The organism is Bacillus sp. K7, from assembly GCF_053903245.1.
In genome coordinates this window covers 1408335-1423489 of the sequence record NZ_CP096406.1, presented here as the reverse complement: position 1 = coordinate 1423489, position 15155 = coordinate 1408335, and the positions used below count along the sequence as shown (strand labels likewise).

The window sequence follows — 15155 nt, the reverse complement described above, 5'->3', positions numbered from 1 at the left end:
AATCGCGTCTAAAGAGGTTTCGTTTCTCGTCCGAATCTTATCTCTCAGCCGCCAGCTGCAAGAATTAGCACCGTGCTTTATAAGTCGGTTGCCGGGCTTCATCGGGCTCGTCCCTCTGCCTGCTCTTGATAAGAAAATATAGATTTTATAAATTATTTTGAATTATCCCATCGTTATCAAGTCTTGTCAATGCTTTTTTGGGTAAACAGGTTCAGCTTCCCAATTCGATAAGCGGCCTCTTTGAGTCTTTCTTCACTTGTCAGCAGCCCGACTCTGACATAGCCCTCGCCATATTCACCGAAACCATTTCCAGCCGCAACGGCCACATTCGCTTTTTCCAGCAAAAGGTCTGAGAACTGCTCGGAAGTATAGCCTTCAGGCACGGGCAGCCATGCAAAAAAAGAACCTGCCGGAGCAGCCACATCCCAGCCGATCTCCCGGCATGACGCAATCCAAGCGTTTCGCCTGCTTTCATATCGGGCATTTTGCTCCGCCACGCACGTTTGATCACCTAGCAGTGCCGCCGCTGCAGCCTCCTGAGTCGCTCTGAAAAGACTGACAAACATATGGTCTTGATAAAGATTGATCGCTTCAATGACCGAAGCGTTTCCGACGGCAAAGCCGATCCGCCACCCCGCCATATTATACGTTTTTGACAGCGTATAAATTTCAATGCCGATATCCTTCGCACCTTCAGTCTGCAAGAAGCTTAACGGCTTACAGCCGTCAAATCCTACAGCGCCGTAAGCAAAATCATGAACAACACAAATCCCGTTTTCTTTTGCAAAACTCACGGTTTCTTCAAAAAAACCGGAGGTAGCAACAGCTCCAGTCGGATTATTCGGATAATTCAAGTACATCAATTTCGCCTGTTCTCTCACTTCAGCGGGGATGTTGCTGTAATCAGGCAGAAACGCCCTGTCCTTTACGAGCGGCATCATTTCCATCTTCGCTTTCGCGAGTGCCACACCTGACCAGTAATCAGGATAGCCCGGATCCGGAACTAAAATCGTATCTCCGGGATTCAGCAAACATTGCGGGAGCTCGACCAGACCGGCTTTTCCGCCGAATAATACAGCGACTTCCGTCTCCGGGTCAAGGTCAATGCCGTATTCTCTTTTATAAAATGCCGCCGCTGCTGATTTCAGGCTGTATGAGCCGCGAAAAGACGAGTATTTATGATTGTCAGGATCAGCAACGGCTAGTTTCATTTCCTCGACGATATGTTCCGGAGTCGGCTGATCCGGATTTCCCTGTCCGAGATTGATGACGTCATGTCCTTCTGCAAGCTTTCGGTTCACTTTTTGCACCAAAGAAGCGAAGAATTGCTTAGGCAGCTCCTTTAATACATGAGATTGTTCAAATTTCATCTATTCTCACCTTCTAAAAAAATCTTGAAATGATAGTCCATCATCATATATGGTTAAATGAAAAAAGTAAAGAAAAATGTGGAGTGATCAAAAGATGAAATGGACCATATCTTGCCTGCAATTTGATATTTCATACGGAAAGCCTTCAGAAAATATCAAAAAGGCTGAATTCTTTATCGAAAAAGAAAGCAAACACGCGGATGTTCTTGTTCTTCCTGAACTATGGACGACCGGCTATGATCTGGCCAACCTTGATGAGCTCGCCGATAAAGACGGGCGTTCTGCTCAGAGCTGGCTGAAGAAAACAGCAAAAAAACATGGCGTCCATATTGTCGCCGGATCGGTTGCTGTCAGAAAGGATTCCGATGTTTATAATACAATGTACATCGCGGATAAGGAAGGACAAATCATTAAAGAGTACAGGAAGGCCCATCTTTTTCAGCTGATGGATGAGCATGTGTATTTATCAGCCGGTTCCGAAGATGGATATTTTGAACTTGATGGCGTCAAAAGCTCAGGATTGATCTGTTATGATATCCGTTTTCCGGAGTGGATCAGAAAACATACGACAAAAGGCGCCAACGTGCTGTTTATTTCTGCGGAATGGCCTCTTCCCCGCCTTGATCATTGGAAAAGCCTGCTTATTGCGCGGGCCATCGAAAATCAATGCTTTGTCGCTGCCTGCAATTGCACTGGGTCAAATCCAGATCATGAATTTGCCGGGCATAGCCTGATTATTGATCCATGGGGACGTGTACTTGCTGAAGGCGGCCGGGAAGAAGGCGTTGTGCGTGCGGAAATTAACCTTCAGGAAAGCGTTGAAGTTCGGGAAAGCATCCCTGTTTTCGATGATATCAGAAAAGATTTATATTAAAAAATAGATTGACAACTCACTAAAACACCTGTTACTATGTTCATCAACTGATAAATTAGAATTGTTTAACAAATGAATATATTCTCTTATCGAGAGTTGGGCGAGGGATTTGGCCTTTTGACCCCAACAGCAACCGACCGTAATTCCATTGTGAAATGGGGCGCATCTTGTTCGCGCCGAGACGCTCGTCTCTAAGGCACGGTGCTAATTCCTTCAGATCTGATCTGAGAGATAAGAGAGGCGGACATAAATGTTAAGCCTCCTTCTCTCTGAGAAGGAGGCTTTTTTACGGCCATTCAGCTGCAAACATATCAAAGAGATTACATAATTGGAGGTTATGACAATGGCAGTCACAAAAACACCTTTATACGAAACGTTAAATGAAAGCTCCGCTGTGGCGTTGGCGGTGAAGCTTGGCTTATTTCCAAGCAAAAGCACGCTGACATGCCAGGAGATCGGCGACGGCAACTTAAATTACGTTTTTCATATTTATGATCAAGAACATGACAGAGCATTGATTATTAAGCAGGCGGTTCCTTATGCAAAAGTCGTCGGAGAAAGCTGGCCGCTGACAATCGATCGCGCCAGAATCGAAAGCAGCGCTCTCATCCGCCAAGGCGAGCATGTCCCTCATCTCGTACCAAAAGTGTTTTATTCTGACACAGAAATGGCGGTTACCGTCATGGAGGATCTTTCTCATTTGAAGATCGCAAGAAAAGGGCTCATTGAAGGTGAAACCTATCCGCACCTGTCACAGCACATCGGTGAATTTTTAGGCAAGACCCTTTTCTATTCTTCAGATTACGCGCTTGAACCTAAGGTAAAAAAACAGCTTGTTAAACAGTTTACAAATCCGGAGCTGTGCGACATTACGGAAAGGCTTGTTTTTACAGACCCTTTCTTTGACCATGACACAAATGATTTTGAAGAAGAGCTTCGTCCTTTTGTCGAAAAGCTCTGGAGAAATGACAGCGTCAAAATCGAAGCGGCTAAGCTGAAAAAGTCTTTTTTAACATCTGCAGAAACGCTGATTCATGGTGATTTGCACACAGGGAGCATTTTCGCCAGCGAACATGACACAAAGGTGATTGATCCTGAATTTGCTTTTTACGGACCGATCGGCTTTGATATTGGCCAATTTATCGCCAACTTATTGTTGAATGCACTCAGCCGTGACGGAGCTGACAGAGAGCCGTTATATCACCATGCCAAGCAGGTCTGGGAAACGTTTCAAGAAACATTCACTAAAGCTTGGGAGAAGGACAGTCTCGATGTTTACGCCAAAATCGACAGTTACCTTACTGATACGTTCAGCCATATTTTTGAAGAGGCGATCGGTTTTGCGGGCTGCGAGCTGATACGCCGGACGATCGGCCTTTCCCATGTGGCTGATCTGGATACAATCGCGCCGTTTGATAAACGAATCGACAGAAAACGGCTGGCGCTTGAAACCGGCACAGCCTTTATCGAAAAACGTTCGGAATTCACAACGATCACGGATGTTATTGAATTATTCAAGCTACTTGTAAAGGAATGATCCATTTATGACCCATTCATTTGCTGTTCCTCGTTCTGTTGAATGGAAGGAAACAGCTATACTCATTTTAAATCAGCAAAAACTTCCGGAAGTGACGGAATATTTGGAACTGACGACCAAAGAGGCTGTATTTGACGCCATTGTCACACTCAAAGTAAGAGGCGCTCCCGCCATCGGCATTACGGCTGCCTTTGGACTTGCGCTTGCCGCCAAAGACATTGAAACAGATGATGTCACGGAATTCCGCCATAAACTTGATGGCATCAAACAGTATTTAAACAGTTCACGGCCTACAGCCATTAATTTATCTTGGGCCCTTGAGAGACTGAGCCACTCGATCGAAAATGCCATTTCCGTAAATGAAGCAAAAACGAACCTTGTCCATGAAGCGATTCAGATTCAGGTCGAGGATGAGGAAACGTGCCGGATGATCGGCCAAAACGCCCTGCAGCTTTTCAAAAAAGGCGACCGGATTATGACGATCTGCAATGCAGGCTCTATAGCGACAAGCCGCTACGGAACGGCGCTCGCTCCATTTTACTTGGCCAAACAAAAGGATTTGGGACTGCATATTTTCGCCTGTGAAACAAGGCCTGTCCTTCAAGGTTCACGACTTACTGCGTGGGAGCTGATGCAAGGGGGCATTGATGTCACTCTGATTACAGACAGCATGGCTGCTCATACGATGAAGGAAAAACAAATTTCCGCCGTCATCGTCGGAGCCGATCGAATTGCTGGGAACGGTGATACGGCAAATAAAATTGGAACATACGGTCTCGCGATTTTAGCAAATGCCTTTGATATTCCGTTTTTTGTCGCCGCACCATTATCTACATTTGATACAAAAGTGAAAAGCGGCGCTGATATTCCGATAGAGGAACGGGATCCAGAGGAAGTAAGGCAGATTTCCGGAGTCCGGACCGCACCATCCGATGTGCCTGTCTTTAACCCCGCTTTTGACATTACACCGCATCATCTCATTTCAGGAATCATCACAGAAAAAGGGATTATGACCGGTAACTATGAAGAAGAAATTGAACAGCTGTTCCAAGGCGAAAAGGTTCACTAAAAAACCGCTGGACTTTGCTCATTATGGGCCGAGTCAGCGGTTTTTTTGTTTATTTTTATTGATATGAATGATTTCATCTTTTTGAGCGCTTGATAAGATATGCAGTTTCACAAACAGTTTGGCAAAACCGGCAATTTTTTCAGAGCGGCTCGGCTTCAATGGCTTTGTCCTCCTTTTTCATCAGACCAACTTTTTTAACTTAATAAAATGATATGTCGGGCAGTAAAAAAAGGGAACGTGCCATATGTTTTATTTTTCGTTGTAGGAGATTTGCTCGATGTTCAGCAAAAATGCTTTAAGGTCGGTTTTGCTCCCGGCGTATCCTGTTAACGCGCTGTTTTTGCCGATCACTCTATGGCATGGGACGAAAATTGGCAGGTCATTTCGCTTATTCGCCTGTCCGACGGCGCGCACCGCTTTCGGACTGCCAACCGCAGCGGCAATGTCAGCATAGCTTCTCGATTCTCCGTATGGTATCATCGTCAGCGCCTTCCACACTTTTTGCTGAAAAAGGGTGCCCTTTTGGCTGAGCGGCAAAGAGAATGTCTTTCTTTCACCGGCGAAATAGTCATGAAGCTGGGCTTTCGCTTCCGCTAAACATGGCGTTTCCTTGTGTTCTGTGTGCTGAACGGTTTCTTTCCAATCCATCCAATCTTCCTGACTGAGAAATAGTCGGGTAATCTGGCCATCCTCCTCGGCAATGATAAGTTCCCCGAGAGGCGTTTCCGCTGTCGTATAGTAGTTCATTCATCAGTCCTTCTTTCTTCAGCATTCTGTCTGACGGGAAGTGTAAGGTGGAAAACGGTGCCCTTGCCTTCTTCGCTTTCTACCATGATCTCGCCTTGATGTTCTTCAATAATTTTATAGCTTACCATTAGTCCAAGTCCAGTTCCCCGTTCCTTTGTCGTATAAAACGGTTCACCTAGGCGCCTTACTTTATCTTCTGACATTCCGACCCCCTCGTCTTTTAAGGAAATGAGAACATGATCTTGATCCAAAGTCCTTATCGTAACTGAAATGTTTCCGCCGTCAGGCATCACTTCGATGGCATTTTTTAATATATTGATAAATACTTGTTTTAGCTGATTCGGTTCACAGTAGATGGGAGGAATGTCGTCCATTAAATCAAGATGCATTTGCACGTTGCTGAGATTGGCTTGCGCGTTCAGGAGGTCTATGGTGTCTCTCATAATTTGGGTGACATGTTTTTCTTCATACATGATGGCCTGGGGCTTGGCTAAAATCAAGAATTCGGTGATGATGGATTCGATGCGCTTTAGCTCTGAGGTGATCACGTTGAAGTAAAGGGCGTAGTCTCCCGCCACACTTCCTTTCAGGAGCTGTATAAAGCCTTTAAGTGCTGTCATCGGATTTCTGATCTCATGAGCGATGCCGGCAGCGAGTTCGCCGACAACATGAAGGGTATCCGACTTGCGCAGGCGTTCCTCCAGTTCTTTTCGCTCCGTTACGTCTTTAAAGATAGCCAGGTTCATGTTTTGAATAATATTTCGTTTAAATGAGAATTCAAGTTTTCTATTATCGCTGCTGCTCAGCAAGAACGGAATTTCGTTGTCCATTTCATCAAAATTAATCTGTCTTGCCGGTGATGCAAGGTTTTCTATATCGTACGAAGAGATAATATCTAACAGGCTGTGCTTTTTTATCTCTTCATGTGACAGGCCTAGAATTTTGCTTGCTAACGGGTTGGCGTCAATGATCCTGTATTGATTGTCGAACAATACATTGCCATCCATTGAGCCGTTGAACACTTTTCTGAATTTCAGCTCGCTTTCCCGAAGCTCTTTTTCCATCCGCTTTCTGTCGCTGACATTTCTTAATATCGTCAGATGCTGGTTTTCGAGTATGGTTCGCTTTGACGTAAATTCGAGTTCTTTAAACTGGCCGTTCCCCATTTGAAACAGCATCTCTTCTCTAATTTCTCCGTATTTTGCGTATTTCTTTTTCGTTATGCTGTATTTGCGCTGCGAATGAACGAGAAAATCACAAAGCTTTCGTTTCAACAGCAAATTCATCGGCAGCTCGAAGATTTTACAGGCGGATTGATTCGCCTTCACGATTCTTCCGTCATTTGACCAGATGATAATGGCGTCCATCGCATTTTCAAATATTTCTCTGAAACGCTCCTCACTTTTAAATAGCTGAAGCTCCATAGACCGCTTCTCTGTGATATCCCTCATAATGGACATATAAAAACCGCTGATGATGTTAGATGTAATCGTGAATTCAAATAGCTTATGGACTCCTGAACGAAGCTTGACGGGCAGCTCCCCCTTCGCTTTTCCCTTGCGGTTGAGCGTCTTCCAGGTATTATCGAAATCTTTATGTGAGCCGCTGTCTATGAATTCATATAATGATAAATGAGACAGCTCATTTTGATTGATTTCAAAACTTTTACAGAAGGACAAATTGGCGTCAATAAAACCGCCATCTTTATCAAACAGGACGATTCCGTCAACAGCTCTGTCAAACAAGTCCTTAAACAGCTGTTCATTCATAGAGAATTCCCGCTCCAGAATCTTCTTGGAAGATATATCTCTCATGACAACAAAAAAGAAATCCTCGCCAATTCCTCTTTTGGCCAGAAACTCTATGTATTTTATCGCTCCGCCATCAAGCCTGACCGGCACCTCCTTCCATAGGAAACCTTTCTTAAAAAACTTCTTTACAGCAAGGTTCAGCTCATCCTTTGGAATAGAAAACAAAAAATCCAAAACGGAGCGATTCTTCAAGTCTTCCGAATCAACTTGTAGCATCCTCTCCGTGGCTTCATTGGCCTGAACGATTCGCAATTCATTATCACATATAAAAATAGCATCGAGCGTATTGTTGACAATCACTTGATGCTGATTCAATTCCTTTTTCAGCCGTGCATTTTCTTCTTTGAGGCGCTTCAGTTCTTCCCGCAGCTCTGAATTTGTCTGGGCATCAAGAGTTTCCATGCGCGTACACTCCTTCTTCAAAACCTATCCCTCAATATTTCTACAAAATGCGGAAACTTCCTTCATTTGCCCTATAAGTTTCAGAAAATTTCAGTGTGATGACATAACGAAGACATTTTCTACGTTCCTTACCACCACTTTACATCGTCCTAACAATCAGCTGTTTTTTTCATTCGTTTTTCCTCTTTTATTTTAAAATAGATACCAGCAGGGAATAATCTCTTAGTGACTGATGAAAGAGAAGGTGATGCTATGAGTAAATCGCGTGACAGTTATTTTGATAATGCCAAATTCTTATTGATATTCCTTGTTGTATTCGGTCATATTCTTCGTTCTTTTATTCATGATAACAACTTTATGCTCTACCTTTACAAGTTCATTTACACATTCCACATGCCTGCTTTTATCCTTGTCTCCGGTTATTTCGCGAAAGGCTTCAAACGCGCCGGTTATGTGAAAAAGCTGGCGGTCAAGCTGATTATTCCGTATTTGATTTTCCAAATCATCTATTCCGTCTTTTATTACATGATGCAAGACGAAAGCATGGCAAATGTGAATCCGATTGATCCGCAATGGTCGTTATGGTTTCTCGTAAGCTTATTTTTTTGGAACCTGCTGCTTTATCCTTTTTCAAAGCTTTCAAAGCTGTGGGCGCTGTTTGTCAGCTGCGGCATTGCCGTGCTGATCGGTTATCTAGACTTTGTCAGCAGCACGCTGAGCCTGTCGCGGACATTTGTATTCTTGCCGATGTTCCTTGTCGGGTTTTATTTGAATAAACATCATTTTGATTTATTGAAGTCCAAGCGAGGCAAACAAATCGCGCTTGGGGTGCTTGCCGCCGTATTCGTCATCTGCTGGGGCATTGACTTTGACTATTCTTTTCTGTTCGGCTCTAAACCGTATTCTTCGTTTGGAAACGTTACCTTGGCAAGCGGGCTTTCCCGAATCGGCTGGTATGTACTCGCCTTTGCGGCAACCTTCAGTTTTTTAGCGCTCGTTCCGCAAAAGAGGTTTTTCTTCACGAAATGGGGAACCCGGACTTTTTACGTGTATTTGCTTCATGGGTTCATTATTAAAACTCTGAGACAGGTCGGGCTTGAGGATTCGCTTACTGACTATCAAAGCTTAGTGATTCTCTTGCTTTTAACGGCAGCCTTGACATCAATCCTCTCCAGCAATTTTGTTAAGACAGTGGCTCAGCCATTCATTGAGCTGAGAATGACCAACTTATTGCAATTTGTCAGAGGCACGGGCAAAAATGCTTATTAAAAATAGGAAAGCACCTCTTAAGCGGGCCTCCGCCTAAGAGGTCTTTTTTTATTTTTGTTTGTTCTCTTTTTTCTTTTCAGGCTTTGTGATTTCTAGTGTCTCGATGATTTTCCCGGCATTGTAATCCCCTAATTCACTTGAGAATTCTTCCTCCAGCACCTGCTTATTCATAGGCTTTTTATGATTTTGCATATCTCTGCTATGGCGGTTTTTCTTCAAAATCACATGCCTCCTTGCCGGCCCTGTTTGGAATTGCGGTTTGCACCTCTAAAATTCGGGTTGTCATGATACTGGGTCTTAAATGAATTCGGGTCCATGCTCTCGGTAGGTGTATTGTTATTTTTAATGGCTTCATCGACTTCGGCTTTGCGCTTCATACGAATCCTCCTTGCCTGTTTTTAGAGATTTTTTCGTTAAATGATGCAGGAGCGCTAAACCGCCACCTGTAGATGTTAGGTTCTCCAACTGAAACAGAGGCACACATCTTTTTTTTGGCAATCAAAAAACACCGCACAACATGCGGTGTTTTTCTATCCGATAATCACTCTTTCCTTCGGATAATGATAATTCGCTTCAATTTCTTTTCTTCCGATCAAATACAGGAAGGTCAGAATACCGATTCGCCCGATAAACATGCAAATCATAATGACACATTTTCCAACGCTGCTCAAATCAGCAGTAATTCCAAGTGACAGTCCGGTTGTACCGAACGCTGAGCACACTTCAAACAGAATCTCCAGCAATGAATGCTCTTCTGTAATCGTAAGTATGAGTGTCGCGCCAAAAACGAGGAGGATCGCCATCATGGCGACAACAAGCGACTTCATGAGATCAGCAGGATGCAGTTCCCGTTTGAATACCTTTACTGACTTATTGCCGCGGGCAAAATGAAACAGCGCCAGAAGGGTCAGGGCAAAAGTCGTTGTCCGTATGCCTCCCCCTACTGAACTTGGCGACGCTCCGATAAACATCAGCGCACTCATAAACAGCAGAGTGGGGTCAGACAGCTGGCTGATATCAATCGTGGCCAGCCCTCCGCTCCTTGTTGTCGTTGATTGAAATAGAGAAAGGAATAAAATATCATGCCACGATTTACCGGCAAACAAATGATTTGCTTCAAGCACATAGATCCCTATAGAACCAAACAAAACAAGCGCGCCAAACATACTAGTTGTAATTTTTGTGAATAAACTAAACGGATATCTTCGGTTTTTTGAAAACAAAAAGTCTTTCACTTCCACTAAAACAGGGAAACCGATGGCTCCGAAAACAATCAATAACAGTGTAATAAATTGCACAAAATAATCATGCCGATATGGAATCAGAGAGCTGCCTGTTATATCGAAACCAGCATTTGTGGTTGCACTGACACTGGCAAAAAAACCATGCAAGTAAGCATCTTGAATGGAATCGTAGTATGTTAAAAAATATGTCCCAAGAATGATCGCGCCAAAGAACTCAATCCATAATATGAGAAAGAGAATCTGTTTCATGAGATTCACGATCCCAGAAAATTGTGATTGATTTTGATCGATCATCATTAATTTCCGTTCTTTTAATCCTATTCTTTTGCCCATTAACAGCCAAACAGAAGTGCCTAATGTCATAATGCCAATTCCGCCAAACTGCAGAACAAACGCAAGAATAACAATTCCTGTTGAGCTAAATGTATCAGCGGTATTCACAACAGAAAGCCCGGTGACACTTACGGCGCTCACTGCTGTAAACAGAGCGTCGATAAAAGACCACTCTGCCCCTTGTTTATGGGCTACAGGAAGGCTCAATAAAATAACTGCAACCGTCACCGCTAGAAAGTAATAAACAGCGATCAGCTGGGCCGGCGACAATGCCTGTATCAATTTTCCAAACTTTAATTTCATGTAAAATCCTTCTGCCTCTCTTTTTAAGTACGGTAATTATTCTAAAGATATTGGACACATTTTTAAAGGCTTTTACGCAACATTTTCTTAACTTGCTTATTTTTTTATCATTTTAGTCAAAGGATAAAATAAAAAACCTCTGAGAGGTTCTCTCAGAGGAACAAGATGTTTGTTTTATTTAGATTCTAACCGTCTGATTCGCTCATCCAAATCAGGGTGAGTAGAGAAAAGCGAAGAGTGCTTCTTGCCATTAATTTTTAATGTTTGGACAGCTGCCTGATCGTCTTCCTTAATGCGGGAAGAATAGCTCTGAAGCGTACGCAGCGCGTGAATCATTTTATCCTTGCCCGCCAGATCGGCTCCTCCTCTGTCAGCGTGGAATTCACGATGGCGTGAGTACGCAAACACAACAAGGCTGCCGAGAATGGAAAAGACAATCTGAAAGACAATCACTGCAATAAAATGAACGATCGGCGCAAGGTCTTCCTTGACAAAACGGCTTGCAATCCATGCTGCGATACGGGATAAAAAGACGACAAAGGTATTGACGATACCTTGTAAAAGCGTCATCGTTACCATATCACCGTTAGCGATATGCGCGACCTCGTGGGCAAGCACACCTTCAACCGCGGCATCATCCATTTGCTCCAGCAGCCCTGACGACACTGCCACAAGAGAACGGCGTTTTGACGGTCCAGTCGCAAATGCGTTCACTTCAGGCGACCGGTAAATGCCGACCTCCGGCATTTTCGTTAAACCGGCAGAACGGCTTAATCGATGAACACGATCAACCAATTGCTGTTCTTCGTAACTGAGCGTGTGTTTTTCCGGATTCAGCACTTTGACGCCCATCATCGTCTTTGCCATCCATCTGGACATCGCAAGAGACGTAAAGGAGCCGACAAAACCAACGACTAAACTGAACACAAGGAGCGCAATAGGATTGATACCGCCATCAGCGGTAAAGTACGTCCCGACTCCGGTAACCGAGCTTAAAACAGATAAAACGATCCCGATTGTGGTAAGCACCAAAATATTTGTTAAAATAAACAGAAAAATTCGTTTCGCCATAATAACCTCCGTTATTTTAAGTTCAAAAGAACCTGTATATTTAAATTATAAAACATCTGTTTGAAAATGCAAGGAATTAGACGTATGATGTTAATGTATTGCTGACGCTTCCATTTGAATTCATACATAGACTTTATCTTCGCGTCAAATTGTTTTGAAGAGGTGAACAATGAACATTTTCAAACTCACTCGAACCGATATGGTGCGGCTGCTGTATTCCCTAAAAGGACAGGGAGAAATAAGCCCGCTTGACATTGTCGTCCAATCAGCGAACATGTCAGCAAATAAAGCTGCCAATCATCTTGAAATTCCTGAATTTCTTTCAAGATATGAACGAAAAAAACAAAAGAAAGAATACGGGCTCTCTACAAACGAAATTGTAGAACTTGGCAACTTATGCGAGCTGACTTCATTAAAGTCAACCGCAATCCAAAATTGGGTAAAGCGTGATTTCAAAGATTTGATCGGACATCCTGAGCTGGGCAAAAAATATTCGGTTGAACAGGCTGTCATACTTTTAATTGTACGTGATTTAAAATCCATTTATGACTTTGAACATATACGGGGTATTTTAACAGTAGCGTTTAACACCATCTCAGACAGAACCGATGATGTCATCAGCCCGATTTCTTATTATGAAAGCTGCGCATACGTGCTTGATGCCGTTCATCACCAGGACAAGCCTTCTATGAAGGAATCGAATCTGCAGGAGATCGTCGAACAAGAAACTGATCGCCTCCGCAACCGTTTTGAAGAACTGAATGACAGCCAATGGCTTAAAATCAGACAGATTATAGCCATTACAGTTCTCTCCATTTTAACGTTCCATATTCAGGCAACCGCACATAAAATGACAGCTGACATCTTATAAGCTGCGGCACCCCCGGCTCAAATCCGGGGGTTTTCCTATTCTCCACAACAATTGCCAGCATAAATAACCCCCGTACATTTCAAACTAAATACGCGTTAAGAATTCTTTATAGAAAAAGGAGATGAAAAAGATGGCGAGCAGAAATAAACTCGTTGTTCCAGGGGTGGAGCAGGCACTAGACCAATTTAAACTCGAAGTGGCTCAAGAATTCGGTGTGAACCTTGGTTCTGATACAGTCGCACGCGCTAACGGCTCTGTAGGCGGAGAAATGACAAAGCGGCTGGTACAGCAAGCACAGTCACAAATAAATGGCACAACTAAATAAATCCAGGCCTTTATTCGCCGGGGTCACTCGGCGAATCTTCAGTTTGGGCTGAATGATTTTCACTGTTGTAGCCGTTTGGATTACGGCGGTCAGAAGCGTTATCTCCATTTGACGAAGAACGATTCTTTCCTTGCTCGCCGTTATTCCAATCCCGGTGATATTGGCTTTGATCCTTCCCAGTGCTGTTTCCTTCATTTCCTTTATCTTGAGGATCTTGTATTGGGGTTTTTTGATCCCCATCTTTTTCAGGGTTTATGTTTTCATCTGATTCCTTTACCTTCTTATCTTTGTCACCATCGTTAGTCTTATCATCTGTTGTATCTTTTTTCTGATCTTTGGAATCCGTATCATCCAGCTGTTCATGATCTCCTTGCTTGCTGTCCTGTCCGTCAGGTTGATCGATGGTTTCATCCTCATTTCCGGCATTCTTCTGGTCCTCTGTATCGGATGGTTTGCTCGGGTCCTCTTTTGAATCTTTATTGTCATTCATTTCAGTTGATTTGATGTAGCTGCCTGTTGAAACGCCTTTTTTTCTTGCTTTTTCCCTTGTTTGCATATCTGACTCAAGAGATTCCATGCGGTATGTTGTTTTATATTTTTCGGTCACATCATTGAGCTGTTTTTTCACAGCTTTTTTATATGTATTGTCTTCCGTATTTTCATAAACAGTGGAAATCAATATTTCTTTCGATTCCTTTACATATCCATGTTCACTGCAGTCGGTAATAATATCATCTATCACCTTTTTAAAATCTGTCTTCTCCCAATCATCTATATCATTAACGACCTTCTTTCCCTCATCATTTAGAGGCGTCAGTTCAATCACTTCGTAATCGCTGTTTAACGCCATTTCAACGCTTGGATTAATATCAATTGTCATATACGCATAGGCCTTATTATTAGAAAAAACGGGGAGAATAATAAAAATAAAAAGCATAATAGCGGTCATCGTAACGATCCCCATTTGGAAAGGGCGCAGTTTGAAAAAATCAAAAAAGCTGGCCCTTCTGCCCATGCGTGATTCACTCGGAAGCATGATTTCTTCTCCGATTTCATAGCTGCGGCGATCATTTTTTGCTTTTAAAAATTGTCCGTCAGGGGTCAGCAACGTGACGAATTTTCTATTTTTCTCTACTATAATCCCTCTTCTCATGAGTGCAGCACCCCTTTAAGATAATCTTTCAAATAAATATAATCACCCGTAATGATAATACACATCGCAATAATATATTTTCGGTTTCTCTCAATCGTTTTTCGGCTTACAGAGACTAGCTGTTCGAGCTGTTTCACCGGAAGCTGTTTCTTTGTATACAGGATAGCGGCCAATTCTTCATGTTCAACAAGGGTCATTGCCACCTTTATGGCGTTTTGCCTTGCGTCCGCGTGCTTTGGAGAGTTTTCAAGCAGCTCTTGAAACGATAAACCATAATCTTTGAGCTGCTTTTGAAAATAGATGATTTCCTCCCGCCTCTGCTCCTGTTCAATCTGACGGCGGTATTCATCAATGGAAAGCTCAGCTTCAATCAGGCTTTGCGATGACTCCTGATCGTCCCCTTCCTGTAAATCGATATTGATATTTTGTGCGCTTCTCGCTTCTTTTCTAATGTAATCAATGACTTTTCTTTTTATAATAAGCTCAGCAAAGGCGAGCAGAGAATTCCCTTTTTCAGGTGAATATTTTTCAATAGCTTCATTAAATGCGATGAGCCCGATGCTGAACTCATCGTCTTTTTCATCTATATATCGTTTACAAACGGATGAAACCGTCTTTGCGATAAATGGCTTATATTGCTGTATTAATTGATTCTGCAGATCTTTATTGCCTTTTTGTATACTTTCAACCGTTTTTTCAAGCGTTTGCTTCTTTTTTCCTAATTTAAACAAAAGGCTAAGCACTGGTTTCACCTCAGTTCCTCCCTATAACTACTC

Annotated in this window: 16 protein-coding genes and 2 riboswitches; of the genes, 6 read left to right on the top strand and 10 right to left on the bottom strand. The window is 43.0% G+C overall.

Going from position 1 to position 15155, the window contains the following annotated elements:
- Nucleotides 1–34 precede the first annotated feature (34 nt).
- A riboswitch (SAM riboswitch) is annotated at nt 35–135 on the bottom strand.
- 41 nt (nt 136–176) lie between these two features.
- The gene (gene mtnE / locus M1D98_RS07210; RefSeq protein ID WP_456280157.1) at nt 177–1370 is read right to left on the bottom strand and encodes a methionine-glutamine aminotransferase; all 1194 of its coding nucleotides are present in this window, start codon (nt 1368–1370) and stop codon (nt 177–179) included.
- A 94-nt stretch (nt 1371–1464) separates the two neighbouring features.
- Between mtnE and M1D98_RS07205 the strand changes: the two genes are divergently transcribed.
- From M1D98_RS07205 to mtnA, 3 genes are all read left to right on the top strand, one after another.
- On the top strand, nt 1465–2244 hold the full coding sequence (locus M1D98_RS07205) for a carbon-nitrogen family hydrolase (RefSeq protein WP_100741549.1): 780 nt from the start codon (nt 1465–1467) through the stop codon (nt 2242–2244).
- A gap of 83 nt (nt 2245–2327) precedes the next feature.
- Nucleotides 2328–2482: riboswitch (SAM riboswitch) on the top strand.
- Between the two features lie 105 nt (nt 2483–2587).
- Nucleotides 2588–3781, top strand: a complete 1194-nt coding sequence (gene mtnK / locus M1D98_RS07200) for an S-methyl-5-thioribose kinase (protein ID WP_456280156.1) — start codon at nt 2588–2590, stop codon at nt 3779–3781.
- Nucleotides 3782–3788: 7 nt separating this feature from the next.
- Complete coding sequence (mtnA, locus tag M1D98_RS07195; RefSeq protein ID WP_456280155.1) at nt 3789–4850, top strand: S-methyl-5-thioribose-1-phosphate isomerase; 1062 nt, start codon at nt 3789–3791, stop codon at nt 4848–4850.
- A 33-nt stretch (nt 4851–4883) separates the two neighbouring features.
- On the opposite strand, the gene M1D98_RS07190 is transcribed toward mtnA, so the two are convergent.
- From M1D98_RS07190 to kinE, 3 genes are all read right to left on the bottom strand, one after another.
- Nucleotides 4884–5009: a hypothetical protein gene (locus M1D98_RS07190; RefSeq protein ID WP_010330202.1), complete on the bottom strand. Its 126-nt coding sequence runs from the start codon at nt 5007–5009 to the stop codon at nt 4884–4886.
- 90 nt (nt 5010–5099) lie between these two features.
- Nucleotides 5100–5597, bottom strand: coding sequence for a methylated-DNA--[protein]-cysteine S-methyltransferase (locus M1D98_RS07185; protein WP_121642448.1), 498 nt, complete (start codon nt 5595–5597; stop codon nt 5100–5102).
- Nucleotides 5594–7810, bottom strand: a complete 2217-nt coding sequence (gene kinE, locus M1D98_RS07180) for a sporulation two-component system sensor histidine kinase KinE (protein ID WP_100741552.1) — start codon at nt 7808–7810, stop codon at nt 5594–5596. Before kinE ends, M1D98_RS07185 begins: the two co-directional genes overlap by 4 nt.
- 252 nt (nt 7811–8062) lie before the next feature.
- On the opposite strand from kinE, the gene M1D98_RS07175 reads away from it, so the two are divergent.
- A complete protein-coding gene (locus tag M1D98_RS07175) occupies nt 8063–9079 on the top strand; it encodes an acyltransferase family protein (protein ID WP_456280154.1) in 1017 nt (338 codons plus the stop codon).
- A 48-nt stretch (nt 9080–9127) separates the two neighbouring features.
- On the opposite strand, the gene M1D98_RS07170 is transcribed toward M1D98_RS07175, so the two are convergent.
- From M1D98_RS07170 to htpX, 4 genes are all read right to left on the bottom strand, one after another.
- Complete coding sequence (locus M1D98_RS07170; protein WP_010330198.1) at nt 9128–9298, bottom strand: hypothetical protein; 171 nt, start codon at nt 9296–9298, stop codon at nt 9128–9130.
- Between the two features lie 2 nt (nt 9299–9300).
- Nucleotides 9301–9456: a hypothetical protein gene (locus tag M1D98_RS07165; protein ID WP_010330197.1), complete on the bottom strand. Its 156-nt coding sequence runs from the start codon at nt 9454–9456 to the stop codon at nt 9301–9303.
- A 153-nt stretch (nt 9457–9609) separates the two neighbouring features.
- A complete protein-coding gene (locus tag M1D98_RS07160; RefSeq protein ID WP_010330196.1) occupies nt 9610–10959 on the bottom strand; it encodes a TrkH family potassium uptake protein in 1350 nt (449 codons plus the stop codon).
- A 174-nt stretch (nt 10960–11133) separates the two neighbouring features.
- Complete coding sequence (gene htpX / locus M1D98_RS07155; protein WP_456280153.1) at nt 11134–12030, bottom strand: protease HtpX; 897 nt, start codon at nt 12028–12030, stop codon at nt 11134–11136.
- Between the two features lie 169 nt (nt 12031–12199).
- On the opposite strand from htpX, the gene M1D98_RS07150 reads away from it, so the two are divergent.
- The gene (locus M1D98_RS07150; RefSeq protein ID WP_039073733.1) at nt 12200–12901 is read left to right on the top strand and encodes a DUF1836 domain-containing protein; all 702 of its coding nucleotides are present in this window, start codon (nt 12200–12202) and stop codon (nt 12899–12901) included.
- A 130-nt stretch (nt 12902–13031) separates the two neighbouring features.
- Nucleotides 13032–13226 carry an acid-soluble spore protein SspD gene (sspD, locus tag M1D98_RS07145; protein WP_010330194.1) on the top strand — a complete coding sequence of 65 codons (195 nt, stop codon included), beginning with the start codon at nt 13032–13034 and terminating at the stop codon, nt 13224–13226.
- A gap of 10 nt (nt 13227–13236) precedes the next feature.
- Here the strand turns inward: sspD and M1D98_RS07140 are convergent, their stop codons facing one another.
- Nucleotides 13237–14379, bottom strand: coding sequence for an anti-sigma factor domain-containing protein (locus tag M1D98_RS07140; protein WP_121642444.1), 1143 nt, complete (start codon nt 14377–14379; stop codon nt 13237–13239).
- The gene (gene sigI / locus M1D98_RS07135) at nt 14376–15131 is read right to left on the bottom strand and encodes an RNA polymerase sigma factor SigI (RefSeq protein ID WP_121642443.1); all 756 of its coding nucleotides are present in this window, start codon (nt 15129–15131) and stop codon (nt 14376–14378) included. Before sigI ends, M1D98_RS07140 begins: the two co-directional genes overlap by 4 nt.
- Between the last annotated feature and the right edge of the window lie 24 nt (nt 15132–15155).

Excerpts from the sequence above, each read along its gene's own strand:
- mtnK (WP_456280156.1), top strand. The coding sequence starts at position 2,588 with ATGGCAGTCACAAAAACACCTTTATACGAAACGTTAAATGAAAGCTCC.
- M1D98_RS07175 (WP_456280154.1), top strand. The coding sequence starts at position 8,063 with ATGAGTAAATCGCGTGACAGTTATTTTGATAATGCCAAATTCTTATTG.
- M1D98_RS07165 (WP_010330197.1), bottom strand. The coding sequence starts at position 9,456 with ATGAAGCGCAAAGCCGAAGTCGATGAAGCCATTAAAAATAACAATACA.
- M1D98_RS07150 (WP_039073733.1), top strand. The coding sequence starts at position 12,200 with ATGAACATTTTCAAACTCACTCGAACCGATATGGTGCGGCTGCTGTAT.
- M1D98_RS07140 (WP_121642444.1), bottom strand. The coding sequence starts at position 14,379 with ATGAGAAGAGGGATTATAGTAGAGAAAAATAGAAAATTCGTCACGTTG.
- M1D98_RS07185 (WP_121642448.1), bottom strand. The coding sequence starts at position 5,597 with ATGAACTACTATACGACAGCGGAAACGCCTCTCGGGGAACTTATCATT.
- htpX (WP_456280153.1), bottom strand. The coding sequence starts at position 12,030 with ATGGCGAAACGAATTTTTCTGTTTATTTTAACAAATATTTTGGTGCTT.
- mtnE (WP_456280157.1), bottom strand. The coding sequence starts at position 1,370 with ATGAAATTTGAACAATCTCATGTATTAAAGGAGCTGCCTAAGCAATTC.
- mtnA (WP_456280155.1), top strand. The coding sequence starts at position 3,789 with ATGACCCATTCATTTGCTGTTCCTCGTTCTGTTGAATGGAAGGAAACA.
- M1D98_RS07205 (WP_100741549.1), top strand. The coding sequence starts at position 1,465 with ATGAAATGGACCATATCTTGCCTGCAATTTGATATTTCATACGGAAAG.
- M1D98_RS07160 (WP_010330196.1), bottom strand. The coding sequence starts at position 10,959 with ATGAAATTAAAGTTTGGAAAATTGATACAGGCATTGTCGCCGGCCCAG.
- sspD (WP_010330194.1), top strand. The coding sequence starts at position 13,032 with ATGGCGAGCAGAAATAAACTCGTTGTTCCAGGGGTGGAGCAGGCACTA.
- kinE (WP_100741552.1), bottom strand. The coding sequence starts at position 7,810 with ATGGAAACTCTTGATGCCCAGACAAATTCAGAGCTGCGGGAAGAACTG.